This is a genomic window from Maricaulis sp. (assembly GCF_048270265.1).
In the GTDB taxonomy this organism is placed as follows: Bacteria; Pseudomonadota; Alphaproteobacteria; order Caulobacterales; family Maricaulaceae; genus Maricaulis.
Genome location: NZ_JBLWTD010000002.1, coordinates 97,539 through 123,322 on the forward strand (window position 1 = coordinate 97,539; position 25,784 = coordinate 123,322).

At 60.5% G+C, this 25,784-nt stretch carries 19 protein-coding genes, 1 tRNA gene and 1 pseudogene; 9 read left to right on the forward strand and 12 right to left on the reverse strand.

Translation table 11 applies throughout. From position 1 onward, the window contains the following. On the reverse strand, positions 1-507 hold a 507-nt coding region (locus ACN0YF_RS02140; protein WP_417493149.1), incomplete at its 3' end, for a cob(I)yrinic acid a,c-diamide adenosyltransferase. 79 nt (positions 508-586) lie between these two features. Between ACN0YF_RS02140 and ACN0YF_RS02145 the strand changes: the two genes are divergently transcribed. Next, positions 587-1,702, forward strand: a complete 1,116-nt coding sequence (locus tag ACN0YF_RS02145; protein WP_417493150.1) for a serine hydrolase domain-containing protein — start codon at positions 587-589, stop codon at positions 1,700-1,702. 9 nt (positions 1,703-1,711) lie between these two features. On the opposite strand, the gene ACN0YF_RS02150 is transcribed toward ACN0YF_RS02145, so the two are convergent. From ACN0YF_RS02150 to ACN0YF_RS02165, 4 genes are all read right to left on the reverse strand, one after another. Continuing rightward, positions 1,712-1,921, reverse strand: a complete 210-nt coding sequence (locus ACN0YF_RS02150; RefSeq protein WP_417482916.1) for a twin transmembrane helix small protein — start codon at positions 1,919-1,921, stop codon at positions 1,712-1,714. Continuing rightward, positions 1,921-2,964: a Rieske 2Fe-2S domain-containing protein gene (locus ACN0YF_RS02155; RefSeq protein ID WP_417493151.1), complete on the reverse strand. Its 1,044-nt coding sequence runs from the start codon at positions 2,962-2,964 to the stop codon at positions 1,921-1,923. Before ACN0YF_RS02155 ends, ACN0YF_RS02150 begins: the two co-directional genes overlap by 1 nt. Before the next feature lie 94 nt (positions 2,965-3,058). Continuing rightward, complete coding sequence (gene gluQRS, locus ACN0YF_RS02160) at positions 3,059-3,919, reverse strand: tRNA glutamyl-Q(34) synthetase GluQRS (protein WP_417493152.1); 861 nt, start codon at positions 3,917-3,919, stop codon at positions 3,059-3,061. Between the two features lie 62 nt (positions 3,920-3,981). Continuing rightward, positions 3,982-5,082: a HEAT repeat domain-containing protein gene (locus ACN0YF_RS02165; RefSeq protein ID WP_417493153.1), complete on the reverse strand. Its 1,101-nt coding sequence runs from the start codon at positions 5,080-5,082 to the stop codon at positions 3,982-3,984. A 134-nt stretch (positions 5,083-5,216) separates the two neighbouring features. On the opposite strand from ACN0YF_RS02165, the gene ACN0YF_RS02170 reads away from it, so the two are divergent. Beyond that, positions 5,217-5,879 carry an alpha/beta hydrolase gene (locus ACN0YF_RS02170; RefSeq protein WP_417493154.1) on the forward strand — a complete coding sequence of 221 codons (663 nt, stop codon included), beginning with the start codon at positions 5,217-5,219 and terminating at the stop codon, positions 5,877-5,879. A 211-nt stretch (positions 5,880-6,090) separates the two neighbouring features. Then, the gene (locus tag ACN0YF_RS02175; RefSeq protein WP_417493155.1) at positions 6,091-6,678 is read left to right on the forward strand and encodes an HNH endonuclease; all 588 of its coding nucleotides are present in this window, start codon (positions 6,091-6,093) and stop codon (positions 6,676-6,678) included. Positions 6,679-6,826: 148 nt separating this feature from the next. Here ACN0YF_RS02175 and ACN0YF_RS02180 read toward each other — a convergent pair whose 3' ends face one another. From ACN0YF_RS02180 to ACN0YF_RS02190, 3 genes are all read right to left on the reverse strand, one after another. Next, a complete protein-coding gene (locus ACN0YF_RS02180; protein WP_417493156.1) occupies positions 6,827-7,870 on the reverse strand; it encodes a serine hydrolase domain-containing protein in 1,044 nt (347 codons plus the stop codon). A gap of 50 nt (positions 7,871-7,920) precedes the next feature. Next, positions 7,921-8,361, reverse strand: a complete 441-nt coding sequence (locus ACN0YF_RS02185) for a helix-turn-helix domain-containing protein (protein ID WP_417493157.1) — start codon at positions 8,359-8,361, stop codon at positions 7,921-7,923. A 764-nt stretch (positions 8,362-9,125) separates the two neighbouring features. Then, positions 9,126-10,862, reverse strand: coding sequence for a gamma-glutamyltransferase family protein (locus ACN0YF_RS02190; protein ID WP_417493158.1), 1,737 nt, complete (start codon positions 10,860-10,862; stop codon positions 9,126-9,128). Between the two features lie 65 nt (positions 10,863-10,927). Between ACN0YF_RS02190 and ACN0YF_RS02195 the strand changes: the two genes are divergently transcribed. Further along, positions 10,928-11,929, forward strand: coding sequence for a P1 family peptidase (locus ACN0YF_RS02195; protein WP_417493159.1), 1,002 nt, complete (start codon positions 10,928-10,930; stop codon positions 11,927-11,929). Between the two features lie 109 nt (positions 11,930-12,038). After that, positions 12,039-12,115: transfer RNA gene (locus ACN0YF_RS02200), tRNA-Arg, on the forward strand. A gap of 295 nt (positions 12,116-12,410) precedes the next feature. Here the strand turns inward: ACN0YF_RS02200 and ACN0YF_RS02205 are convergent. Next, positions 12,411-12,608: a helix-turn-helix transcriptional regulator gene (locus ACN0YF_RS02205; RefSeq protein ID WP_417493161.1), complete on the reverse strand. Its 198-nt coding sequence runs from the start codon at positions 12,606-12,608 to the stop codon at positions 12,411-12,413. A 288-nt stretch (positions 12,609-12,896) separates the two neighbouring features. On the opposite strand from ACN0YF_RS02205, the gene ACN0YF_RS02210 reads away from it, so the two are divergent. From ACN0YF_RS02210 to ACN0YF_RS02225, 4 genes and pseudogenes are all read left to right on the forward strand, one after another. Beyond that, complete coding sequence (locus ACN0YF_RS02210) at positions 12,897-13,394, forward strand: hypothetical protein (protein WP_417493163.1); 498 nt, start codon at positions 12,897-12,899, stop codon at positions 13,392-13,394. 1,035 nt (positions 13,395-14,429) lie between these two features. Continuing rightward, positions 14,430-19,270, forward strand: a pseudogene (locus tag ACN0YF_RS02215) (DEAD/DEAH box helicase). 55 nt (positions 19,271-19,325) lie between these two features. Next, positions 19,326-20,015: a hypothetical protein gene (locus ACN0YF_RS02220; protein ID WP_417493164.1), complete on the forward strand. Its 690-nt coding sequence runs from the start codon at positions 19,326-19,328 to the stop codon at positions 20,013-20,015. 103 nt (positions 20,016-20,118) lie between these two features. Further along, a complete protein-coding gene (locus ACN0YF_RS02225; RefSeq protein WP_417493165.1) occupies positions 20,119-21,570 on the forward strand; it encodes an RES family NAD+ phosphorylase in 1,452 nt (483 codons plus the stop codon). A 29-nt stretch (positions 21,571-21,599) separates the two neighbouring features. On the opposite strand, the gene ACN0YF_RS02230 is transcribed toward ACN0YF_RS02225, so the two are convergent. From ACN0YF_RS02230 to ACN0YF_RS02240, 3 genes are all read right to left on the reverse strand, one after another. After that, positions 21,600-22,478, reverse strand: coding sequence for a tyrosine-type recombinase/integrase (locus tag ACN0YF_RS02230; RefSeq protein ID WP_417493166.1), 879 nt, complete (start codon positions 22,476-22,478; stop codon positions 21,600-21,602). A 560-nt stretch (positions 22,479-23,038) separates the two neighbouring features. Further along, positions 23,039-23,437, reverse strand: coding sequence for a response regulator (locus ACN0YF_RS02235; protein WP_417493167.1), 399 nt, complete (start codon positions 23,435-23,437; stop codon positions 23,039-23,041). 3 nt (positions 23,438-23,440) lie between these two features. Beyond that, the gene (locus ACN0YF_RS02240; protein ID WP_417493168.1) at positions 23,441-25,714 is read right to left on the reverse strand and encodes an ATP-binding protein; all 2,274 of its coding nucleotides are present in this window, start codon (positions 25,712-25,714) and stop codon (positions 23,441-23,443) included. Positions 25,715-25,784: the final 70 nt, after the last annotated feature.

Consider the following 25,784-nt stretch of genomic DNA (forward strand, 5'->3'; position numbering starts at 1 on the left):
GAAGCCCAGGTCGGACAGGCGGTTGAGATATTTCAGTGCCGCCGGATTGATGCGGGCACCGCCCGCGACCAGGGCCGAAACCTTGCGCTCGGCGCGGCGGCAGACGGTGCGCGACAGGTGCAGCCGCGCAGCCGCCTCGCTGCCGCCGGGCAGGATGAAGGAATTGAGCCGGGACAGCCGGGCATTGAGCGCGTCAATCTCCTGCTCGAGCCGCGTCACCTGGCCTTCGGTGATGCGCAGCGGCTCGAAGCCGAGCGGTTCATCGCTTTCGGGCACACACAGATCGGCGCCCAGATCGAACATGTCGTTCTGGATACGCTTCAGCACCGCATCGAGCTCATGGCCGCCGCCGAGGGCGGCGCGGGCCAGGCCGAGGGAGGAATTGGCCTCGTCAACATCCCCATAGGCATCGACACGGGGATCGTGTTTGACTGTGATCGACATGTCACCGAGGCGCGTTTGACCGCCATCGCCGGTGCGGGTGTAGATTTTGTTGAGCTTGACCATGGCCCGACACTAGCGCCTCAGCGGCAGCGGCGCGAGCCTCGCATCAGGGCATGACGACACAGATCCGGGAGACGAGATGATGATCCGACATTTTGCCATCGCACTGGCTGTCCTGACAGCGCCCGCCGCGCTGGCCCAGCCGACGGCCAATGATGCCGAACTCGCAGCCCTGGCGCAGCAGGCGCGCGAGGCGAGTGGATCGCCGGCCGTCGCCGTGATGCTCTGGCAGGACGGCGCGGCGCGCATCGGTGTGAGCGGTGTGCGCGCCGAGGGCAGTGATGTGACGGTCATGCCGGATGATCTCTGGCATATCGGCTCCGACACCAAGGCGATGACGGCCACGCTGGCCGCGCGTCTGGTCGAGCGGGGTGTGATCAGCTGGGATGATACCATCGGCGAACGCCTGGGCGATGTGGTCGGGGAAATGAATCCGGCCTACACCGATCTCACCTTCCGCCACCTGTTCAGCCATCGCGCCGGCCTGCCCGCCAATATCGGCATGGTCGACATGATCCGCTTCCAGATGGAAGGCACCGGCGGGCGCCCGATGCCGGAGCAGCGTCTCGATTACGCCACCCGCATCCTGCGCACCGCGCCGGCAGCCGAAGCCGGGACGGAATTCCTCTACTCCAATGCCGGCTATGTCGTCGCCGGGGCGATGATTGAACAGGCCACCGGCGAAAGCTGGGAGGCCCTGATGACCCGCGAGGTGTTCGAGCCGCTGGGGATGGAAACGGGCGGCTTCGGGCCTCCGGGCCGCAGCGATGTTCTCGACCAGCCGCGCGGCCACCGCTCAGGCATGCTCGGCGGGCTGACGGCCGTGCCGCCCGGGCCGCGCGCCGACAATCCGCCCGTGCTCGGCCCGGCGGGAACGGTGCATGTCTCACTGGGTGATCTCGGGCTCTATCTGGCTGCCCACATGGCCGGGGATCGCGGCGAGGGCGGTGACTATCTGACAGCCGAAAGCTGGCAGATCCTGCACACACCGCCCTTCGGCGGCGATTACGCCCTCGGCTGGGGGATACAGGATGGCCGTTTGCGGCATGCCGGATCGAACACGATGTGGTTCGTGCAGATCGTCATGGACCCCCAAGCTGATCGCGCCGTCGTCATCGCCTTCAATGATGGCCGTGTGGACCAGGTCGCACCGACGATGGCGCCGGTCTTCCAGGCTCTGCTGGCGGCGCCGGACTAGGCGCCAGGCTCAGCCGCCCCAGTGCTGTTTGGCGAAATAGATCAGCACGATCAGCACGATTGCGGAGAACTGCAGCACGATGCGCAGGCGCATCAGCTTGTTCGAGCGCGAGCGTGCCTCATCGCCGGAGCGGTAGAGGGTGAAAATGCCGAAGCCGAGCACGATCACCACGGCGAGCATGGCGACGTAAAGCAGTCCGGTAAGCAGATCGACAGCCATCAGCTTCTCCATCTCAGGGTGGCGGGTTTGACAGGATTGACGAAGGGCTCGCCGGTTTCGCGATGCTTCGTCCAGGCGCGTTTCAGCGCGAAATACCATTTCGCCTGCACGTCGGCATCGTGGATCAGCATCAGGTCGGGATCATAGGCGAGGCCGATCTGCTGCGCATTCACCGCCTCGCGGTCCTGGCCGACGAAGATCTCGATCCCCTTGCGGATCAGGAAATTCGGCGTGATGTGCAGGAGCGGGTGATCCCAGTAGACGACGATGGTGATGGCGGTCGAATTCTCATTGGTCGGCGTCACGGCGGTGAAGCCGGTGAAATGCTTGCCGCCGGCCTTGACGTATTCGGTGCGCAGGCCCGGGATCTCGAAACGGATTTCCGTCTGCGGCTCGCCGAGCAGGGCGTAGAGATAGGAATTCTTCGACGGCACATGCGGCAGCATGGAAAAACCGCGCCCGACCGGGCCGAACTGTTTCGCCTTGTCGTGCACGGAACTGCCCGAACGCCACCACCACTGCCGGTGGATGAAGGGGATGTGCGCCGGGTCCATCAGGCCGATCACGGCATGGTCGACATGGCAGTTGAAGACGTCATGGATCACCATGCGCGGCTTCTCGCCCTCGGGCAGATCCAGTTTCGGCGGCGCGATCGTCGGTTCGGGATTCTCGTCGGACCCGTAATAGATCCAGACCAGACCCTGGTCCTCGTGCAGCGGGAAGGTGCGGGTGCGGATCCTGGACAGATCCATCGCCTCGGCCTGGTCGGCCGTCAGTGAGGGAATCGCGGCGCAGGAGCCGTCGGTGCGGAACCGCCAGCCATGATAGGGGCATTCCACCTGGCTCTCGCCCTCATGGCACTGCATCTTGCCGCCGGAGAGGAGAATGCCGCGGTGCGGGCAGACATCCTTCATCGCAAAGGCGCGGCCCTCATGGTCGCGGCCAAACAATATCGCCTCGCCCAGCAGCTCGCGATGGAGATGCTGGCCCGGTTTGAGCTCGCTCGAAAGCGCTCCGAAATACCAAAGATCACGCAAGAACATGGGAGGCGTGATAGCGGCTCAGACGGCGCTTGCCTAGTTCGAGGGGCCTCAGCGAGCTGCGGCATGATGACGGGGCATGCCCTGGTGCCGGTTTTCAGCGCCGGAAGATCGAGCGCAGCCCCTCCGAGGTCGCGCCACTTTCCCGCATCGCCTGCAGGGTGGCCGCCTGGTCGCGCTTGGCGAAGCGTTTGCCGGTCTCATCCAGTAAAAGGCGGTGATGGCGATAGATCGGGGTGGGCAGGCCGAGCAGGGTCTGCAGCAAGACGTGCAGCGGCGTCAGCTCGAACAGGTCCTCGCCGCGGATGACATGGCTGATGCCCTGCAGCGCATCATCATGCACCACGGCGATATGATAGCTGGTGCCGACATCCTTGCGCGCCAGCACGACATCGCCGAGCGGTGAAGGGTCGGCCACCACTTCGCGCGCGCCCTGGTCTTTGACGGTGCTGACGCCCTCCTCGACAAAGCGCATGGCGCCAAAGCGCTCCCCGAGATGATCGCGGCAGCGATCCAGCGACAGCCGCCAGGCATAGGCCTCGCCCGCCGCCAGACGCGCCGCCTCTTCATCGGCAGACAGGGGCGTTACGGGCCCGCGATAGACCTCGCCGACACCGTGCGGTGCGCGGGCGATATCCTCCAGGATTTCGCTGCGCGTCTTGAAACAGCGATAGACGAGGCCCATCGCCTTGAGCCGGTCCAGCACGGCGGCGTAGTCATCGAAATGCTCGCTCTGGCGCCGCACCGGCTCTTCCCAGTCGAGCCCGAGCCAGATCAGATCGTCAAACAGCGGCGCCTCGAATTCGCGTTTGCACCGCGTGGTGTCGATATCCTCAAGGCGCAGCAGGAAACGCCCGTCATGGTCACAGGCCGCACGCCAGGCGGTCCAGGCCGAGAAGGCATGGCCGAGGTGCAGATAACCCGAAGGCGAGGGGGCGAAGCGTGTGACGAAATTCATGGCTTAGTTTCAGACAGCTGGAGGGCGAGGCAAGCCCCGATCCGCTGCAAAGTCAAAACCTTCTAGCGCAAAGGCATGGCCAAAGGCCCTGGTTCGCATTGTCCCATGCCGACGATCTCGTCCTGACTGGCGACGATGAAGCCGACGCTTGTGCGAACGCCGATCAACCCGTCACTCATCGGCGCGGCCCAATGCGGCACGCTCGGTAGGCTGGAAATCTCGGTCACATCCCAGCCCGTTCCCCCGGAGCTCACCCGATAGAGGGTGCCCTCATCGATACTGAGGTGCGCGAGCCCGGTCACGGCGATAAATGTCCGGTCGCCCAGCGGAATCAGGGCCTTGATGTTGTCCGGTATGAGGCGTTGATCGACGCCGCCTTCGCGCCAAACCAGTTCGCCACCGAACTCACCTTCGTCCGTATAGAGAAACTCACCGTTCAAGACTTCAAGCGAGGCTGGTTCCCCATAGGCCGGGCGCGTGGCCGCCGCCTGGCGTGAGATGACCCTGTCGCGAAACCGGAACGCCTCCGACGGGCAGACATCCCATCTCGGTGTCGGAAGGCGGTAAAATCCCAGCTCTGGAAGACGCCGCGCCAACCTCTCGTCCTGGGACGGGTTGTCGAGAGGAACGGAGCCTCGCTCGGAATCCGGGCTGGGATTGTATCGAAACCGGCTGGCGGCGGCCCACGCGCGAGCGCGAACTCCCGGCAGCCAGTGGCTCGCGGCGAGTTCTGACAGACGGGCAACGTCCTCAGCGCCTCCCAGCAGAGCGATGGCATCAATCGCTGCCAGAGTTTCAAACCAGTCGCCTGAATCGAGATGCTCGCGCACTTCGGGCAAGCTTTCTGTGTCGCCGAAATGACCCAAGACCCGAAGTGCTGCAGTTCGCGCGAGTAGATCCGGGTGATCAAGGAGCGGCCGGATCGCCGCAGCCGCGGCCTCACCGTCCCACCCCAGTGCGGCGAGGTCATTCATGCAGTCCTGGAAGCTGTATGAAGCCACTAGCGCCTCCGGCTCGGGTTCACTCGCGACCAGGCTGGGCAATGGTTCCGCAAAATCGCTTAGATCGTCCACATGCTTCACGCATTCCTCCGCCCAGTGCAGCAGGGCCGGCGCATCGGCGTTTGCGAGCTGCAAGTATGCGGCGGCGATCAGGCTCAGCATGTTCAGATCCTTCAGGTGAATGCGGCTTTGAAACGACTTAAGCGCGAGATAGCGCTGGTATCAAGCACGGCGTGGCCTTGGCGAGGATGCTGGAACCGGCTATCTCCGACCCGACACCCCCGCAGGAGACATGCATGACCCCGATTGATGGCCCCCGCCTTGCCCCGCGTGACGGACAGCCGCCGCGCAAGCTGGTGATTTTCCTGCATGGCTATGGCTCCAATGGCGATGACCTGATCGGGCTGGGCCAGCACTGGGCGCCCGCCCTGCCGCATGTGCAATGGGTCTCCCCGAATGCGCCTGAAGCCGTGCCGGGCGCGCCGAATGGCTATCAATGGTTCCCGATCTCCAATCTCGACCCCGAGCGCATCGAGGCCGGCGCCGCGATGGCCGGGCCGGTCATCGACCGTTTCATCGACCAGGAACTGGCGCGCTACCGTCTGACCGAAGCCGATCTGGTGCTGTGCGGCTTCTCCCAGGGCACGATGCTGTCCCTGCAGGCCGGGCTGCGCCGCGAGCGGCCGCTGGCGGGTATCCTCGGCTTTTCCGGCGCCCTGCCGGGCGGGCCGAAGTTGAAGGAAGAGATGCGCTCCAAACCACCTGTCATGCTGATCCATGGCGACCAGGACCCGGTCCTGCCGCTCGGTTTCATGTTCGATGCGCTGGAAAATCTCGCCCAGGCCGGACACGGCGCGCAATGGCATATCTCCCAGGGCCTGCCGCACTCGATCGGCCAGGACGGGCTGCAGCTCGGCGAGCATTTTCTCAAGGCCGCGTTGTCGGGTCGCTATCGCTGAGGGCCACGCGCCGCTACGCCGTGACGCACCCGCTGTGGCCTTGATGTCATAGGCGTGTCACCGAAACAGGCGTAAACTTTTCTCCAAGGACACATGTTCCGATTCGCCTTCGGGCGGACGGCCAGTCCAAGGAGGTGCGTTTTCAGGACGATCGTCCGGGATACATCCTCCCCCCGCGGCCCCCGGGCCGTGACACAAAGGGGAGGCGGCCATGCAGGTGCTTGCTAAAGCCCCGCAGGGATGGCCCTGTCTGGTGCTGAATGCGGATTTCCAGCCGCTCAGCTATTGGCCGCTCTCGACCTGGCCCTGGCAGGAAGCGGTCAAGAATGTCTTCCTCGAACGCGTCGCCATCGTCTCCAATTACGAGGACGTGGTGCACTCCCCGACTTTCGAGATGCACGTCCCCTCGGTCGTGGCCCTGCGCGATTACGTCGCCCTCGACCGCACCCCCGCCTTCACCCGCTATAATGTCTGGCTGCGCGACGGTTTCAGATGCGCCTATTGCGGCGCCGGCGGCCATGGCGGCAGCGAACCGGGCACCGAACGCCTCACCTTCGACCATGTCATCCCGCGCCGCGCCGGCGGCAAGACGAGCTGGGAAAACATCGTCGCCGCCTGCAGCCCCTGCAATCTGAAAAAGGGCGGCCGCACCCCGCGTGAAGCCCACATGCCCCTCAAACGTCCGCCCCAACGCCCGACCATGTACGAGCTCCAGGCCCAGGGCCGCCGCTTCCCGCCCAAGTTTCTGCACGAGAGCTGGCTGGATTATCTGTATTGGGATGTGGAGCTGGAGCGGTAGGGGGGCAAATCTCCGCCCTCTCCAACCCTGGCCCCGTCATCCCGACGAAAGTCGGGACCTCGATTTCACGGGCTCCGCACTTATCGCGTCGAGGTCCTGACTTTCGTCAGGATGACGACGTTGAAGGTTATTTGAGCGTCTACTCGCGCTACCCCCGCCGCAAAATCCGCAATACCCGGTCATAGACCACCTCCGTCGCCGTCCATGTATTCCCGCCGCTCGTATTGACGAACTGCACCACCACGGCGTCGATATCGGGGTGGTAGCGGGCGATGCTGGAATAGCCGGCGACGAGGCCCGTATGGCCGTATTCATAGACGGAGGAATAGATCGCCTGTTCCTCGTCGGTGAGGAGCGAGCCGTCATTGAGGGCGCGCAGGAAGATGCCGGTGTCTTCAGCGCTGGCGACCATAGTGCCGCCGGGGGCATGGTGGACGCGTGAGCGGAAATTCTCCTCCGGCCAGCCCGGATCATAGCCGCCGGGGATGCGCTCGATATCGACATCATCCACCGAGGCGAAAGTGTTGGTCAGACCGAGCGGGTCGAGGATCTCGCTGCGGATGAATTGCTGGTGCGGATAGCCCAGGGTCTGGTCGAGGATATTGCCGATCAGCAGGTAATTCGTGTTGGAGTATTGATAGCGCGTGCCGGGCTCGAACTCGGCCGGATCATCAAACACCAGCGCCAGATAGTCATTCACCTCGCCCGAGGTGATCGCCCAGCGATCGGGATCCTCAACCCAGTTGGGGATGCCGCTGCGGTGCTGCAGCAGCAAGCGCAGCGTGATCCGGTCGGCATTGGCGAGCCGGCCCGCCAGATCGGGGAAGTAGTCGGCGACGGTGTCGTCGAGATCCAGCCGGCCGTCAGCGACCAGCATCACGGTCGCCGTCGCCATATAGAGTTTGGAAATGCTGGCGATCTTGAATAGGGCGTGCGGATCGGCGGGGATGCGCGCCTCGCGGTCAAACCATCCCGCGGCATGGAATTCCGGCTCGTGACCGGCGCGGTCGACATAGACGATGATGCCGTCGAGTCCGTAATCGGGGGCGGCATCGACCTGGTCCTGGACGGTGGCCGGCAGGGGCATGAGATAGCCGATGGCGGCGCGCCAGGGGGCGAAAAGATAGAGGCTGCCGACCGTCACCAGCGCGGCGCACAGTCTGAGAAGCCAGATGATGACGGGTTTTTTCATGGCTGCAATGTCCGTATTTCCGCCGCGCCTGCTTCAGCGGGCGGGTGCCCTCAATCGTCCATATGGCGGGTGATGAGTTCGATGAGGATCACCGTCACGGCATGGGCCGTCAATGCGACCGTCCACCAGACCAGGGGCCATTTCATCACGAAACTGCCCGCGGCCAGGCAGATGGCGGTGAACAGGACCAGCCCGAGACCATAGGCAGCGCAATGGATCCACAGGATCAGGCGCGCGCCGGCTCTGACTTTGACATTCCGCCGTTGGACGATGCCCGTCGCCTCGATCTCCGGGTCGATCATCAGCGCCATCGCCTCGACATTGAAGGCCGCGGCAAGCGCGGTCAGCGAGTCCCGCGAGGCTTGTTCGCCATTCTCGATCCGCTGCACGGTGCGAAGGCCGATCCCGGCCAGTTCGGCCAGGTGTTCCTGCGACCAGTGCCGTTCCTCGCGCCAACGTCTGATCTTATCTGCGTCTGTCTTGTAAGCCATATTTTACTCCTGCCTGGCTGGGGGTTCCAATGGCTTCCCAAGACCACAGGAACCGGCCCCCGATCCACGCCATCGGCGCGCCATGGCCACGTCAGTCGCACGCCAAAGCCCCGCCACGCGCCTGCCAGAGCGCCTGTCCGGCCCCGATTAGACGGTGCACGGCGCGGCGTTTCAAATAAAAAAGGAGAGGCCGCGACGGGGCAGGCTCTCGGTCCGGTCCGGTTTTCCATGGCGCCGTGAGCTCCCGCGATTTCCGGGTTTTTGCGCGTTGCCACGCGCTTATCCCCGCCCTCTGCCAATTATCCCACGTCATCCCGGCGAAGGCCGGGACCTCGACGTGACAAGCGCGGAGCCCGGTCTATCGAGGTCCCGGCCTTCGTCGGGATGACGATATTTTGGCGATGTTATCCCCACCCCGCAAACGTGCGCGCATAATCCAGCCGTTCCGGTCGCACGGGAGGCGTGAGCTCAGTCACTTGCGGCGATCGGGAGCGTGGAGCCCATCCGCACGGAGGCGTGACAGCCCGAGTTCCGGTGGGGCCATGATCGGGGAAGTGAGGCATTAGGGCTCGACCAATCTTCCACGGTCATTTCGAGGCAGGGCCCGCGAGGGACCTGAGTAAATCTCCACGTGCGGGACGTCTCGAATGTCTCAACTATTGATTGCGCTAACCGGCATTCGCCGGCGTCCCGCACACCTCCCAACAAGGGGAGGCCACCTCAAACCTCCAGCGGCGAGCCGCGTGGAGATTTTGGTGCTTCCATCAGGGTTGCCGGGCGACACCCTCGCGGCGCGGATCGGCGCCGCCGATCAGCGTGCCATCCTCGAGCCGCCGCACGATATGGATGCCGGAGATCTCGCCGCGATTGGCGTCCAGCGTGAAACCGAGGCCCTGCAGCCCGGCGAGGATGGCCGGGTCCATGCCGTTCTCGACCCGCACCACATCGCCATTGGCGACGACATTGGGCAATTCGATCGCATCCTGCGGGGTGAGGCCCCAGTCGAGCATGCCGACCAGGGTCTTGGCGGTGTAGTCGATGATCGAGGAGCCCCCCGGCGAGCCGGTGGCCAGCACGAATTCACCCTCGGCATCGAACACGATGGTCGGCGACATCGAGGAGCGCGGCCGCTTGCCGGCGTCCGGCGCATTGGGGATCATCCGTCCTTGCGCATCGACGGGGACGCGCGAGAAATCGGTCAGCTGATTATTGAGGAAGAAACCCCCGGCCATGCGATGGCTGCCAAAGACACTTTCCACCGTGGTCGTCATCGAGACGACATCGCCATCATTGTCGACGATCACGAAATGGCTGGTGCCGGGCGAGTCCGGCGTCGCGTCGAAACCGGGCACATGGACACCCTCGGGGATGCCGGCCACGACATGGGGTGTGGCGGTGGTGCCTCTGACCAGGCTGGCGCGCTGGGTGATGTAGTCATCGGCCAGCAGACCCTCGACAGGGACGGTAACGAAATCGGGATCGGCGATATAGGCGTCGCGGTCGGCATAGGCCAGGCGCGAGGCCTCGATGAAGCGGCGCCAGCCTTCGACTGTCTCCGGTCCGGTGGCCGCCATGTCATAGGGCTCAAGCAGGCCGAGGATCTCGTTCACCGTCACACCGCCCGAGGCCGGCGGCGGCATGCCGCACACTGTCCATTGCCGGTAGGGCCGGCAGATGGCCTCGCGCCGCAGTGCCTGGTAGCCGGCCAGATCGCTGACCGTCAGGCCGCCGGGGCGTGGCTCGTCCTGGACCGCGGTGACAATCGCCTCGGCGAGCGGGCCGGAATAGAGATTGCGCCAGTCGGCCGCGATGGCGCGGGCGCTTGTCGCATAGGCCGGATTGCGCAGCGGATGGCCGACGGGCAGGGGGCTGCCATCCTCGAGGAAGAAATAGTCCCGCGAGGCGGGCCATTCATCGAGCGGGGTGCGCGGCGCGGTGCCGGCGATCAGCCCGTGCAGGCGTGGCGAGACGGCGAAACCGTTTTCGGCCAGTTCGATGGCGGCGTCGAAACCGTCCGACCAGTCCAGTTCGCCATGATCGCCATGGGCCAGGGCCAGCATCGCCACGGCGCCCGGCGCGCCGACGGAATGGCCGGAGAAGACCGCATCGTAAAAGCTCAGCGGTTGGCCGTTTTCGTCGAGGAAGAGGTCGGGCGAGGCGCTGTCCGGTGCTGTCTCGCGGCCGTCATAGGCGGTGAGAGTGCCGGTCCCGGCGTCGAAATACAGCATGAAGGCGCCGCCACCGAGGCCGGAGCTTTGTGGCTCGACCAGGCCGAGCACGCTCTGCACCGCGATCGCCGCATCCACCGCATCACCGCCGGCGCGCAGGGCCTCGAGCCCGGCTTCTACCGCGAGCGGGTTGGCGGCCGCGACCATGGCCTGGCTGGTTCGGGTTTCAGCGGGGGCGCTCGCCGGCGGGGGGGCGATCTCCGCCGCTTCGCCGCAGGCGGCCAGGCTGAGAGTCGATGCCAGTGCGCTCGCACACAGCAGAAAACGGATCATGGTACTTGCCCCCTGTCGCAGTCTGGGCACGATAGCGCGAAGCGGCACCAGATGAGAGGCCCTAAATGGCAGTTCCGGGAAAAACCAACACACTGACCGATGTCGCCGGCCTCAAGGTCGGCCAGGCTGAGGACGTTGCGGTACAGACCGGCGTCACCGTAATCCTGCCTGATGCGCGCGCCGTCTGCGCCGTCGATGTGCGCGGCGGTGGTCCGGGCACCCGCGAGACCGATGCGCTCGCCGCCCATACCCTGGTCGATGCGGTGGATGCGGTAGTGCTCTCGGGCGGGTCCTCCTACGGGCTTGCCGCGGCTGACGGCGTGGCAGCCAGTCTCGGCGCCCGGGGGCGGGGCTTTGAGCTGATGCCGGCTCCGGGCGTGCCGGTCTCGCCGGTCATCCCCTCGGCCATCCTCTATGATCTCGCCAATGGCGGCGACAAGGCCTGGGGCGAGGAACCGCCCTATCGCCAGCTCGGCAAGGCGGCGCTGGCGGCGGCTTCGGCTGATGTGCGGCTGGGCCGTGCCGGGGCCGGCTTTGGCGCCCGCGCCGGATCGCGCCCTGGCGGTACCGGTTCAGCCAGCCTGGTCACCGCGGACGGCATCACCATTGCGGCGCTGGTCTGTGTCAACAGTTTCGGCTCGGTGACCATGCCGGGCAGTGATGTCTACTGGGCCTGGCCCTGGGAGATTGATGGCGAGTTCGGCGGCGCCCGCCCGGCCGCGGACTGGTCGGCGACACCGGAAGACTGGGGCGCGGCCAAGATCAATCCCGGTGCCCGCGAGAACACCACCATCGCCTGTATCGCCACCGATGCCGTCCTGACACCGGGGCAGGCCCAGCGCCTCGCCATCATGGCCCAGGACGGGCTGTCCCGCGCGATCCGCCCGGTGCACACCCCCTTTGACGGTGATGTCGTCTTCGCCCTGTCGACGGCACAGCAGGACCTGCCGCAACCGGCCGAATTCACCCTGGCGCGGCTCGGTTCACTCGCTGCAGATTGCCTTGCCCGGGCCGTCGCACGTGGTGTTCATGCAGCCTCGCAAGCCGGTGTGGCAGAGCGGGTCTGAGGCGCTGTGCAAGACGTCTGCGTTTGCCGGTTCACGGTACTTGCTTTCGCAAAGGCTCGCGGTTAGGTTCCGCGCCTCCTCGGGGCAATAGACCTTGAGGACATGGCCTGCACCGGTAGCTCAGTTGGATAGAGCACTAGACTACGAATCTAGGGGTCGGGAGTTCGAATCTCTCCCGGTGCACCATTTTTTCCTTTAAAATCAAATGAATATATCGATCAGAAATTTCGGTCGATATCGAGATTTGTCCCGCGGAAACACAACGGAAACAGCCGAGTGTGAGCCGTTGCGGACGAATTTGGGTGTGGAAAATTGCAGGAAGTCAGATGGGCGCGAGCCTGACAGGACGAAGTCCTAGATATTTTTCGCCCAATGGACCCAGGTGGTGCCTGCACACGCGCACTTCCCCGTCATTAAAGCCATATGGGTAAGAGAAAGCCGCCCCTCGAACTATCAAGGAACGGCTTTCATGTGGCAGTCGTCAGGCCGCTTGACCTGGTCTGTTGATATGGAGCCATGCGTCGAGCTCCCTCAGCTCGTATCGGATGTGACCATTCTCCAACCGAAGGAACTCGGGTCCGCGACCGGTTGTACGCCATGTCTCCAATGTCTTGAATGAGAAGCCGACATATCGGGCGGCTTGCTTGGTTGTCAGATAACGTTTCTCAGTTTGCATCATGTCTCCTCGACTTAAGTTAATGATAGCGTCGCCTGATGACGACCTCGCAATCAAAACATGTCGTGGATGCAATGTCCTTGGGGAAATTTCTTCATTATTCGCCTACTGAATCAAACACTTAAAAAAGTCCACCCCCGAAAATTCCCCAAATAGTTGTGCGCCGCGCCGCAGTTTCGTCTTTAGCGGGAGGGGTGTGATAGGGTTTGTTAGGATGCGTCAAGCGTACACACCTCAATATCAATCTGATAAAATAAAGAAATCGGAAAATATAATGTAAGTGTGACGAAAGTGGCAAACCAGATACTCGATGATTACGGAATGGACTTCAACACACCCGTGATGCGGACAGCGGTGATTGAGTGGATCGAGGGGGAGCGTTGTGATGTCGCCATTACCTTGGCTTTCAACAAGTCGATGCACCTTGATATTGCGCTGAAACGGCTGTCGCAGTGGCTGTATCAATTCGAGCACGAAATTCGGAGGTGCCGCCCGAGCCGACTTCCCAAAGACAAGCGGCTTCTCGCGTTCGTAGTCCCTGAACACCAAGCCTCAAATATCCACTTCCATTTGGCGATCCGATTGATTGACGGCGAAGACGTGACTCCAGCCAATCTTGATCACTTCTTGGAGGTAGGGAAACGGTTATGGCGTCAGCTTCAACCGACCGGAACTTGCGATCTTAAGCGCATTTATGATGGGCGCGGCTGGGCCCGCTACATCACAAAAGATCACTACAAATGCGGGACAGAGCTGATCCTGAGTCACGATTTTCACCCTGCGGGGTAGAGACGGTCGTTTGGCGCGCGACCGGATACGCAGTTGGCCGCTGCAACCAAGCCAGACTTGCAAGCACTCGAAACACTCGAAACACTCAAAACACTCAAAACACTCAAAACACTCAAAACACTCAAAACATTTTATCAGATCCAATCCGTGAGTCTTGGTGCTTTTCGGCACCAACGACGCGGTAGCAAGTCTTCGGTCGGCCTCTTCAAAATCATCTGCCGCCCGAAGCCGTGACGAGTGCGACGCTTTTCATCCGGCTCAGAACGCAAACGCATGATCGACTTTCCAGGAAAATGGGGAGGTAGAAAGACCGACTCTTTCGTTTGTCGCCGGGTAGCGCGCCCTGGCGGCAATGGTAGAGTATTGTCCAAACGCGGCTCTTGTTCCGATTGCTCTTATCCTAAAGAACCGCAGGTCGTCCGGTGTGAAGGCCCGCCGAAGGCGGTCAGGCCGAAACTCCGGACACCTGACCGGAGCGAAGCGGAGGTTATGAGCCATCCACCAAATGCCTCTCTCAATCTCTTTCTTGGATCGTGATGGTGTGAGGCCTGGATCGCCCCGAGTGCTGATGGGTTGTCGTCACGCTCAGGAGCTTGCCCCGGATGGTTTAGACGACGCGGATCGGTCCAACGCTTTCATTTGGAGAGGGTGCACAAGCGAGCCCAGCGCACATCGCGTGATGTGTAAATATGTTGCCCCAATCTTGTCGGGAAAAAAGTCTATGGAACAAAGGGTTTTAGTAAATTGCTAATTGTTCGAAGAGGTTGTCGCTCCCAGCATAATCGATGGCGCGCGACAACCGGCGTTGCTCAACGAGAACTTATTCCGGGAATGCACTTTGTCCCCATACCTAGGTCGCCCATGGTGGGTGTCCCAACTTGGCGATGCGTCAAAACTGCGCAATGGTCACGCTAACCGCACGGGTTGCAATTGGTTTTGGATTGGCAGACGCGCAGAGTGTCTGCGGCATACGCTTCGCCCGCAGGCCGATTCATGGCCAATATTCGGGCAGAAAATGAGTTTGCGAGGGGCGCAATGATTTCATCGGTTCACGCACTGCTTGAGTCCTACCGCGACGCGGCACGGACCGAGCGCGAGAAGGGTACGTATTCGAGCGCTTCGTGCTGGCCTACCTCAAGCACGACCCCATGCAGCAACAGCAATTCTCGGATGCTTGGACCTATGCGGACTGGGCCGAAATGCAGGGGCTCGACAAGACGGACACCGGCATCGATCTGGTCGCCAAGGTTCGCGACCAAGACGGGTTCTGCGCGATCCAGTGCAAATTCTACAAGGCGGGCTATTCGGTCCAGAAGCGTGATATCGACAGCTTCTTCACCGCGTCCGGCAAGACTGGTTTTGTCCGTCGTTTGATCGTCGATACGACCGATGTGTCCTGGTCTTCGAATGCAGAGGGTGCACTGGACGGTCAGGCCATTCCGACAAACCGTATTGGCCTCACGGACCTTGCCGAAAGTCCCATCGACTGGAATATCTTCGACCGCGACAACAAGATCGAACTGGTCCGCAAAACGCTGAGGCCGCATCAGGTCGAGGCGCTAGAAGCGGTCGATGCCGGGTTGAAAGACGCGGATCGCGGCAAGATGATCATGGCTTGCGGCACCGGCAAGACCTTCACCTCCCTCAAAATCGCCGAGCATCTGGCGGGCAAGGGCGGGCGCGTTCTCTATCTCGTGCCATCCCTCGCGCTAATGTCGCAGACCGTGCGTGAATGGACGGCTGACGCGGGCGTGCCCCTGCGCTCCTTCGCGGTCTGTTCGGATGTAAAGGTCGGCAAGCGCTCGAAGAGTGACGACTACGCGGATATCGAGGTCCACGACCTCGCCTTCCCGGCGACGACCAAGGCGGACCGACTGGCCGAAAAGGCGGCTCCTGCCGATCCCGAAGTGATGACCGTCATCTTTTCCACCTATCAGTCCCTGCCGGTCATCACGCGCGCGCAGCAGGATCACGGCCTGCCCGATTTCGACCTCATAGTTTGCGATGAAGCCCATCGCACGACCGGGGCGAAGATCGATGGCGAGGACGAGTCGAATTTTATCCGCGTGCACGATCAGGCGCACGTCCGAGGCCATAAGCGGCTCTATATGACCGCGACGCCGCGTATCTATGGTAATGCCGTAAAATCGCGCGCGAGCGAGGCTTCTGTCGAGCTGTGTTCGATGGACGATGAGGCATTGTTCGGCAAGACGCTGTTCGCCCGCGGCTTCTCCTGGGCTGTCGAGAAAGGCCTGCTCACGGACTACAAAGTCATCGTGCTGGCCGTGGACGAGAGCATCATCAGCCGGACGGTTCAGTGGCGGCTGCAGGACGCTGACAGCGAGATCAAGCTCGACGACGCGACGAAGATCATCGGCTGTTACAAGGCGCTGACGAAGGCCGACTTGCAGGAAGACCTCTCCGGAGACGGTCAGCACATGCGCCGGGCGCTCGCATTCTGCCGCGACATCAAGACCTCGAAAATGGTCAAGAACGAATTCGCCAAGGTCGTCGACGAATACCTGAAGCACAATGACGACGAAGACGCCGAGCGTGTGAAGCTTCATTGCGAGATCGACCACGTCGACGGCACGTACAATGCCAAGGATCGTGGCCGCCTCCTGGAATGGCTCAAAGCCGATGCGGGAGACGAGACCTGTCGCATTCTCTCCAATGCGCGTTGTCTGTCAGAGGGTGTCGATGTGCCGGCGCTCGACGCCATCCTATTCATGCACCCCCGCAAATCTCAGATCGACGTGGTGCAGTCCGTAGGACGTGTCATGCGCAGGGCCGAAGGCAAGCGGATGGGCTACGTCATTCTTCCGGTCGGGATTCCGGCCGGGAAGGCCCCGGAAGAGGCGCTGAGTGACAACGAGAAATATCGCGTCATCTGGCAAATCCTCAATGCCCTGCGTGCGCACGATGATCGCGTGGACGGCCAAATCAACCAGATGAGCCTCGGCCAGGATGTGTCCGAGCGCATCGAAATTGTTGCTGTCGCGGATCAGCTCCCCCAGAAGGCGGCGCAGGCAGAAAATGCTGGAATCGGCTCGGGCGCGGCATCGGGCGATGATGATCGCCATCATGACCCGCTGGGTGGCCGCGGCGTCCGAGAGCCGGAGCAGATGGCGTTCGTACTGGACGAATTTACGGCAGCGATCCGCGCCAAGATCGTCAAGAAGTGCGGCACGCGGGATTATTGGGAAGATTGGGCGGTCAATATCGCCGAGATCGCCCAGAACCACATCACGCGTCTCAAGGGCATTCTGGCGACGCCAGAGACGAAAGCCCGCATCGCCTTTGATGAGTTCGTCGAGGAATTGCAGGATGACCTGAATGACAGCATCACCGAGGACGACGCGGTGGAGATGCTGGCCCAGCACATCATCACGCGTCCCGTTTTCGAAACCCTGTTCGAGGGGCACAAATTCACTCAGGAAAATCCGGTCTCACGCGCGATGCAGCGGGTCCTGGAAGTGCTCGACGAGGCAAACCTGGACAAGGAGTCCAAGGACCTCGAAAACTTCTATGCCAGCGTCCAGCGCCGGGCACAGGGCATCACCGATCCCAACGCCAAGCAGAAATTGGTGGTCGAGCTATACGACAAGTTCTTCCGCCGCGCCTTCCCGCGCACGACCGAGAAGCTGGGGATCGTCTATACGCCGGTCGAGATCGTCGACTTCATCATCCACTCGGTGAACGAGGTCCTCCAATCCGAGTTCGGCCAGACGCTGGGGTCGAAAGGCGTCCACATCATCGACCCTTTCACCGGCACCGGAACCTTCATCACGCGCCTCTTGCAATCCGGCCTGATCAAGTCGGAGGAGATGGAGCACAAGTTCCGGCATGAAATCCACGCCAACGAGATCGTGCTGCTGGCCTACTACATCGCCGCGATCAATATCGAGGCCGTCTATCACGGCATCATGGGCGGGGACGACTACGTGCCTTTTGAGGGCATCTGCCTGACCGATACCTTCCAGATGTATGAGGCCGAGGACATGGTCGCCCGGCTGATGCCGGACAATTCAGAGCGCCGGAAGAAGCAGAAGGCGCTCGATATTCGGGTGGTGATCGGAAACCCGCCCTATTCTGCGGGGCAGAAGAGTGCCAACGACGATGCGCAGAACGTAAAATACCGGAGCTTGGACGAATCTATCCGGAAGACATTCGTGAAGTTATCGAGCGGTAATCCGAGAAGCCTGTATGACAATTACTTTCGGGCTTTCCGGTGGGCTGCAAACAGAATTGAAGATGACGGAGTCGTCGCGTTTGTTTCAAACGGGGGGTGGATTACGTCAAAGGCCGCAGATGGCTTTCGAAAGACCATCGCAAACGAGTTTTCCTCGATCCATGTAGTGTATTTGGGTGGTGATATTCGTAAGAATATGGCGACCAAAGGAAGTGCCGGCGAAGGCGAGAACGTTTTCGGTTCCGGGAGCATGACCGGGATCGCAATCACTATATTGGTGAAGTGCTCGCGCGAGCCTGACGACCGTTCAGTTAAATATCATTACATAGGCAGAGATTTGAAATGTGCAGAGAAGCTCTCGACTTTGGAGCGCTTGGGTAGCCTGCAAGGGGTGAGCAATTCGGGTGGTTGGCAGGAAATTGTACCTGATGAACATGGCGATTGGTTGGGGCAGCGTGAACAGAGTTTCTCACACTTCATCGCTATGGGGGACAAAGGAAAGAATAACGAGTCCATATTTTGCGATTTCTCAAATGGGGTAAAGTCCAATAGAGATCCGTGGTGCTTCAATTTCTCTAAAAGTGGTGTGTTGGAGAACATGGGAGAGATGGTGAAATTTTATCGCGACAGTTTAACGAACCCAAACCGATCGAACCTGAACGATGCGACAAAAATTAGCTGGTCTTGGCGATTGAATGAAAATTTCAAGAGGGGGAAATTTGTTGAATTCGATCCAAAAAAGGCTGTTCGATCGATGTATCGACCGTTCAACAAAATGTGGTTGTACTACGATGCTTTTTATAATGAGAACCGTTATCGAGTCGAGCGCATTTATCCAACCGGGAATGAAAACAACCTAGCCATCTGGGTCACCGGTGTAAGTGCAGCGGTGCCATTTAGTTGTTTCATTAGTGATTGTGTGCCTTCCCGTGAGGGGCCGTCGACAAACCAATGCTTTCCACTTCATGTTTATGACTTCAATGGGGAGAATCGTGCGGACATGTTTTCTCAGTTGCCTGGGCGCGCTGAATATCAGAGCCGCGATGGCATTACAGATGCTGGGTTGAAGAGGCTCGCCGGGGCATATCCCGGTGAGATTATCTCGAAAGAAGACATTTTCTACTATGTTTACGGCCTCCTCCACTCCGAGGGCTACCGTGCGCGCTACGCTGACAATCTGTCAAAAGAGCTGCCTCGCATCCCCTGCGTTAAACGCGCCGAGGACTTCTGGGCCTTCTCCAAAGCCGGGCGCGCGCTGGGGGAGTTGCATGTCAATTACGAAGAGGTCGAGCCCTATCCGGTCCGCTATGCCAATGGTGAGGAGGGGTTGTGGCAGGTCGACGACCCGGAGGCCTTCTACCGAGTCACCAAGATGAAATTCGCGGGCAAGCGTCCGAACCTGGACAAGACCCGCGTCATTTACAATTCCAACATCACCATGGAAGGCGTTCCGCTCGAAGCCTACGATTATGTCGTCAACGGCAAACCGGCGCTGGATTGGGTGATGGAGCGGCAGGTCGTTAAAACTGACAAGGCCAGCGGCATCGTCAACGACGCCAACCGCTACGCCATCGAAACCATGAACGACCCGGCCTACCCGCTGAAACTCTTCCAGCGCGTCATCACCGTCAGCCTCGAAACGATGAAGATCGTCCGGGGTCTGCCGAAGCTGGATATTGATTAGGGCTTATTTTCGTAAGGGGAGTGAAATGGGCTCAAATTCCCTCGTGGAAAGTACGATGAGCGCACGTGCACAAGCGCTCGCGTGTCGAGATTTGGTAGACTATTGGCACGGGCCACTATTTGATCATAATGTATCCAACAAAGCGCTGTATGTATTACGGTGCTCACATAATAGGGTTTTGTGTCTTTTTGATACGGCAATACGATTGATAGATGAAAGCGCTTGGCCTGTCGCAACGTTGGCTGCAAGGGCATTGATGACGTGTGTTGCTTATAACTCGTTGATGTACTTTAAATTGCTTGATGGTGCTGGTTCTGTCGATGTTGTTGTCGATTCGTTTTTTACAAGTAATGACGTGAAGCGAAAACTGTACAAGAACGTGGCAGCCCTATCGAAGCTCCACATTGCCAAACACGCAAAGCCAAAAGTTGGCGTTGCGCGCTCCGCTAGAATATCGTCAGGCGATGCAATGAAAAGTGGTCTCGGACGCTTGTTTGAAGAGCAGAGGTGGGCGAAGAAAGAAAGTATACTCGAGCACTATGACCGTCTGTCCGAGGCTTGTCATGATTCTCAGGTGTCAATCATCTATATGTTTAGTTCTCTGGGTAAAGGAGTTGAGACCAGTGAAGGTGAGGTCGACTTCGACTTAATGATCGAGCACGATGTGTGGCAAGCGCTCGCTCATATAGCCCCTTTTCAATGGGTCCGGGTTCAAGCAGAGCCTCTTTACGCTGGATTGCGATAGGCGGTTAACGCTGCCCGGCAATTGAAGGTCAGTCGCGGGTGTCGGTTCAATTTAGGAAGTAATCCCAGCGTCGAGTCAGGTGGGGGCGAGGTTGACAGTGTCATTGGACGAGATCGGTGAGAGGGCGCTCTGTCATGAGTGCATTGGCGACGAATATCTGTCTGTCGATGTTCGTTCCAACGGCGAACGGCGGACCTGCCACTACTGCGAGAAGGCCTCTCGGTCGTTTACGGTTAAGGAGTTGGCGGAGAGGGTTGAGCAGGCCTTTGAAGATCATTTCATACGCACATCTGATCAGCCGACTGACCTTCAGTTCATGATGTTGAGAGACCGCGAGTCCTCTTATGACTGGGATAGGGATGGGGAGCCGGTGGTTTGGGCGATCACCAACTCAGCCGAATTTCCGGAAGCTGCGGCACGCGATATTCATGCCATACTAGAGGATAGGTTCGACGATTTCGAAGCCGCCAAAATGGGCGAAGAAACCGAATTTGCAGAAGATTCCTACTATGAGGAACGTGGTCCTGATATTCGGAATTGGCGGGAAACCTGGGACGCATTTGAGCATTCTCTCAAGACCAACACCAGGTTTTTCAATCAGGTATGGGCTGAGTATCTGTCCGAGCTGTTTGCTGACCTCGCGGAGCTCAATACTTCTCAGGGCGATGCAGTAATTTTCAGCGTTGGGCCCGAGGAGCCAATTTCTGAATTGTACCGGGCTCGGGTCTTTCAGGCGGAGGATGAGTTGCAGGAGGCACTCGGTCGACCGGATTTGCATCTCGGCCCCCCTCCTTCACGGTTGGCAAGGGCGGGGCGCATGAACGCGTGGGGCATTTCAATGTTTTACGGTGCCACCACTGAGGAGCTAGCGCAGACGGAAGTTAGGCCACCTGTTGGGGCCTACGTGGTGATCGGGAGATTCAAGCTCACTCGCACCTTACGCTTGTTGGACTTGACGGCCCTGAAGCGGATCGACCGGAGCGGCAGCTTTTACGATCCCGATTACGCGCACCAGGTAGAGCGGGCGGCGTTCTTTGCGGAGCTTTGCGAGCGAATGAGTCGGCCTGTGATGCCGAACGATGAGGTGCTCGACTATCTGCCAACGCAAGTGGTAGCGGATTTTCTAGCGTCGACTTCTGCCCCAGCTCTGGACGGTATCATTTATCCTTCTGCGCAGGGTGACACGGATGCCAGAAACGTGGCCCTTTTCCACAAAGCCTCTCGATGCGGTCTATGGAAAATCTCCGAAGGCGTGGAAATCGAGGTGGAGACAGGTCGTCATTATGAGGGGGGCTGGGAGCGAGAGTTCGAGGTGATTGAATGGATGCCGGAACCGCCTGACGAAACAGCGGCTGCAGCCCAAGAGAAGAAACCAGATCCATTCGCACCGTTTCAGTACGATGGACCTGCTATGACTGACGCCGATGCGCGTGAAGTTGCGCTCGAATTGCAGAAGGATTCCGTACGGGTCCACTGCATCCGTACGGTCAGTTATATCGCAGACACCTATACAGTGAGGCGTTATCAATTGGAGCGTACTAACCTACTATTTTAGAGCGGTTGGATCCTGCTGACCGTAGAGATTCATCGATCCGATATGCGAGCACTCACAGCGTTCACGACAGCGCGCACGGTGCGGTCTGTCAAATGTGCATACCGCTGCGTAGTGCGAACGTCCTTGTGTCCCAGCGCCGCGCCTATCGCTTCAAGCGACGCCCCCGAATTCACCGCGAACGAGGCGAAGGAGTGGCGAAGGTCGTGAACCCGCACATCTTCTATTCCTGCGGCTTTGCGGATGCGCTTCCAAGCATATTTGAAACAGGTGCGGTGTGAGCCAAGTTTTCGCTCGCTTGGGAAAACCCAGCGCAGAGATGGTACGGTCTGGCTCCGCTTCCAGGCGAGCAAAAGGTCGGCGACTAGCGGGTCCAGTGGGCGAACCATGTCCCGATGAACAGCGCGCTCGCCCTTCTGCCGTCCGGCCCGTAGCGTCCATTTGGCCGCCGTTGGTGCGAGGTCGAGGTCGGACCACTGCATCGTCAGGACCTCGTTTCTACGCGCGCCAGTGAGCAGCAGAACTTTGATGATCGTCGCCGCACATTGGTCCTCATCCGCGTCAAGCACCGTCCAAAGCTTCTTCGTTTCGCTATCAGTCAGGTAGCGTTCCATTTTCCGCTCCGGATAGCGCTGAACCCGGGGGCAAGGATTGTCAGACCGCCACTCATTATCCACAGCGAAGCTCATCATCTTTGACAACAACGCGAGCGCCCGGTTGGCTGATCCGGGTGTGCCTTTCATGTCCGCGTGAAACTTCCGGATCGTTGCGAGGCTGACCGCTTCGATTTTTTGATCCGCGAACCGCGGAGCGAGATGTAGACGCCACAGGCGTTCATCCTGCTCAACGCTAGACGCCTTCTTTTTGGGCCGTGCGTGTTGGTCCAGGTAGGCTTCCCAAAGGGTCTGCATGGTTGGCGTGTTCGCGCTCGTTCGCCGTTCCTCTAAGGGGTCGATGCCACGGTCCACCTTGCTTTGTATTTCGCGGGCGAGCTTGGTCGACGGTCATCGAGTTCGCGCGTCCGATTTTTGGCCAGCACAACGCGCCCCGAGAATTGCGATAACAAAAGTAGAATGTCTTCACCCCGCTGGGCGAAACACGGACATTGAGGTTTGTCGTGTGAGCGTCCCAAATTCGATAGTCCTTGCCGGTTGCTGGCAGGCGCTCGATGAGGCTGTTGGTTAGGCGTTTTGATGTCTTGCTCATAATTTCCTTCCGATAGGGTTGGCGCTCTCACGGAAACACTACGGAAACACTCCAAGTGGGGCGAGAGCGGGTTGATACGAGCAAGATGATGCACTTTGGCTCTGCAAAGCCAAGTGATTTCAGTCCCTTGTGGGGTGTGTTCGGGTTGGTTGGGGTGCGTTAGTAGGCGCTGTCCTCAGACTACGAATCTAGGGGTCGGGAGTTCGAATCTCTCCCGGTGCACCATTTTCCCGATATAAGATGACGGCCATGCGGGCCGGGCGCGTCACGAGGTGACGGCGCTGCGCGTATTCCACATTTCGCGGATCGTGTCCGACAGCGAGATCGGCTCGAAGGGTTTGACGATCACACCCAGTGCGCCCATCGCGATATATTCGTCCTGTTCATGGACCTGCGCCTTGGCGGTCATGAAGATCGCAGGCAGGCCCCGGCCTTCAGGCAATTCCCGGATCCGGCGCAGGGTTTCGGGGCCATCCATGCCGGGCATCATGACGTCGAGCAGAAGGAGTTGCGGTGCGAAGTCCGGCAGGGCATCCAGCGCGGCCTGTCCGGACAGGAAGTGTCGGACCTCGAATCCGCCGAGATCCTCAAGCACCATGACCGCGACCGTGGCGATCGAGGCGACATCCTCGACATAGAGAATTCTCTTCAGTTCATCAGTCATGGGTCAGGCCGCGTCTTCCTGGCGTGGGCAGATGGGCAGATCGAGGTGGAATACGGTGCCCTGGCCCACCTCGGTCTCGAAACTGACCGAGCCACCGAAGGCCTCGATCAGGGTCTGGGTGATATTGAGGCCAAGCCCGCTGCTGCCCTCCTGGCGCGTCGCCGAGCTGTCAGCCTGGGCGAAGCGGTCGAATACCTTGCTGCGGAAGGCTTCAGGAATGCCCGGGCCGTGATCGGCGACGGAGATCCGCACATGGTCGTCCTCACCGAGACGCGCTGAAACGGTGACTTCGCCGCCCTCCGGCGAGTATCGGATCGCGTTCGACAGCAGGTTCACCAGGGCCTGGTTGAAACGGTTCTGGTCAAGACGGACATCGGTCGCTCCTATCCCGCAGCAGCGCCGCAGCGTGATGCCGCGCGCTTCAGCCATGGAATCATTCTGTGTCACAATCTTGCAGACAAGGCCGCAGATTTCGACCGTTTCCATCCGGTATTCGATCTTGCCGGCGGCAATTTTCTCAAGGTCGAGAATGTCATTGACCAGCATGGTCAGGCGCTGGCAGCTGTCATGGGCCAGTTCGAGCAATTGCTGGCTCTTGCTGTCGAGGCTGCCCGCGGTCTTGATCTTGAGCAGGCCGAGCGCACCGTGGATCGAGGTGAGGGGCGTGCGCAATTCATGGTTCACGGTCGAGATGAACTCGTCCTTCATGATGTCCACCTGCTTGCGCTCGGTGATGTCGCGCACGATGCCGCAATAGAGCGGCCGGTTGTTGAGCAGGATTTCGCTGACTGACAGGTCCATCGGAAAGGTCGACCCGTCCTTGCGCTGACCGGTGACTTCGCGGCCGATGCCGATGATCGAGCGGATGCCGCCGGGCGCGGACAGATCCGGTTGCCAGTCGCCCGACGGGTCAGCGTGTGACGGCAGGAGCATGGCGATGCTGTGGCCCGTCAATTCGTCGGGCTGATAGCCGAAAATCCGTTCGCAGGCCGGATTGAAGCTGTCGATATTGCCGAACTCGTCGACCACGATCAGGCCATCCACAACACTGTTGATGATCGAGCGGGTCTTGACCTCATTCTCCTGCAGACCCTCGGTCATCAGCTGAAAGGCGCGGGCCAGTTCACCGATCTCGTCATCACCCGTCACGGGCAGCTGCATCGGCCGGAGGGTGGAGCGGGCGCCGGAAATCTCCCGTGTCATCTGCCGCAGCGGCTTGGTCAGCTGATTGGCGATCAGGGCGGTGATGATGCTGCTGAGCAGGATGAGGAAGGCGCCGAGGGCCAGGCCCTGGCGCTGGGTCCGAAAGACCGGGGCCATCAATTCCCGGCGCGGCACGCTGATGACAATCCCGAGCGAGGCGTGGTCGATCCTGTCGTCGATCGGCAGGTCGACAAAATACTTGATGCTGTCGGGCTCAGCCAGGACAGCCTCGCCACCGGAGAATTGCAGACGCGACAGGAAGGCCGGTGGCGGACGGGTGTAATTGCTGGCGAGCTCCAGACGGGAGATCGAGCCATCGGCCGTGTATTCCATATAGTCGCCGGCCTGGGTGATGATGAAGGTGTCTGTGTTCAGCTCGATCGTCCGGAAGGTCTCGGCGAGCACTGTCTCGTAATTGGCATTGATGACGATCATGCCGAAGATTTCGCCATCGGGTCCGAAGACGGGGACGATGCCGCGCACGGTCGGGATCAGGGATGCATCGATCTGGTTGTTTTCGCGATTATAGGTGACCGGCGAGAAGAAGACGTCACCTGGCGACAAGGCAGCGCCACGCCGGAAATAGCTCTCGCCAGCCTTCTCCTGCAGGTTTTCGGCGGACACGGTTTCGAACCGGTCGCCGATGCGATTGACCCGGACCAGCTCGCGGCCGTTGTCGGCGACGCCGATATAGCGGATCTGGTTGTAGGAGGGATGGGTCCGCATCACCGAGGTGAAGATCGTTGCCAGCCTTTGCTCCCATTCCGCGGTCAGCGAACCGTCCTCGGGGTCGACGCCGTCATTTCCACGACTGCGGATAATGCCGCCGATAGGGGGCATCTGGGCGATGATGGTCGCATCATTTCCCAGATTGCGGAACGTCTCGCGAAACTGCAGCGCGGCAAGACGGCTTTCCCCGGCAAGGCTCTCGATCGCGGTGTCGAGCGATATTTCTGTCGTGCGGAGATAGGCCAGCCCGCTCATCACCAGTGCCGTGGCAAAGGAGGCGGCGCAGGCAAGCAGGGTGATCTTGACACGCAGGGAGCTGGTGATCCGGCTCGTCCGACTGAACATTTTCACTCCATGCGATTGCATTATTTGCCGTTTTCGACTGCCAGCGGGCGCGCTTACCCCTGTCTATGAC

Excerpts from the sequence above, each read along its gene's own strand:
- ACN0YF_RS02145 (WP_417493150.1), top strand. The coding sequence starts at position 587 with ATGATCCGACATTTTGCCATCGCACTGGCTGTCCTGACAGCGCCCGCC.
- ACN0YF_RS02150 (WP_417482916.1), bottom strand. The coding sequence starts at position 1,921 with ATGGCTGTCGATCTGCTTACCGGACTGCTTTACGTCGCCATGCTCGCC.
- ACN0YF_RS02155 (WP_417493151.1), bottom strand. The coding sequence starts at position 2,964 with ATGTTCTTGCGTGATCTTTGGTATTTCGGAGCGCTTTCGAGCGAGCTC.
- gluQRS (WP_417493152.1), bottom strand. The coding sequence starts at position 3,919 with ATGAATTTCGTCACACGCTTCGCCCCCTCGCCTTCGGGTTATCTGCAC.
- ACN0YF_RS02165 (WP_417493153.1), bottom strand. The coding sequence starts at position 5,082 with ATGCTGAGCCTGATCGCCGCCGCATACTTGCAGCTCGCAAACGCCGAT.
- ACN0YF_RS02170 (WP_417493154.1), top strand. The coding sequence starts at position 5,217 with ATGACCCCGATTGATGGCCCCCGCCTTGCCCCGCGTGACGGACAGCCG.
- ACN0YF_RS02175 (WP_417493155.1), top strand. The coding sequence starts at position 6,091 with ATGCAGGTGCTTGCTAAAGCCCCGCAGGGATGGCCCTGTCTGGTGCTG.
- ACN0YF_RS02180 (WP_417493156.1), bottom strand. The coding sequence starts at position 7,870 with ATGAAAAAACCCGTCATCATCTGGCTTCTCAGACTGTGCGCCGCGCTG.
- ACN0YF_RS02185 (WP_417493157.1), bottom strand. The coding sequence starts at position 8,361 with ATGGCTTACAAGACAGACGCAGATAAGATCAGACGTTGGCGCGAGGAA.
- ACN0YF_RS02190 (WP_417493158.1), bottom strand. The coding sequence starts at position 10,862 with ATGATCCGTTTTCTGCTGTGTGCGAGCGCACTGGCATCGACTCTCAGC.
- ACN0YF_RS02195 (WP_417493159.1), top strand. The coding sequence starts at position 10,928 with ATGGCAGTTCCGGGAAAAACCAACACACTGACCGATGTCGCCGGCCTC.
- ACN0YF_RS02205 (WP_417493161.1), bottom strand. The coding sequence starts at position 12,608 with ATGATGCAAACTGAGAAACGTTATCTGACAACCAAGCAAGCCGCCCGA.
- ACN0YF_RS02220 (WP_417493164.1), top strand. The coding sequence starts at position 19,326 with ATGAGCGCACGTGCACAAGCGCTCGCGTGTCGAGATTTGGTAGACTAT.
- ACN0YF_RS02230 (WP_417493166.1), bottom strand. The coding sequence starts at position 22,478 with ATGCAGACCCTTTGGGAAGCCTACCTGGACCAACACGCACGGCCCAAA.
- ACN0YF_RS02235 (WP_417493167.1), bottom strand. The coding sequence starts at position 23,437 with ATGACTGATGAACTGAAGAGAATTCTCTATGTCGAGGATGTCGCCTCG.
- ACN0YF_RS02240 (WP_417493168.1), bottom strand. The coding sequence starts at position 25,714 with ATGTTCAGTCGGACGAGCCGGATCACCAGCTCCCTGCGTGTCAAGATC.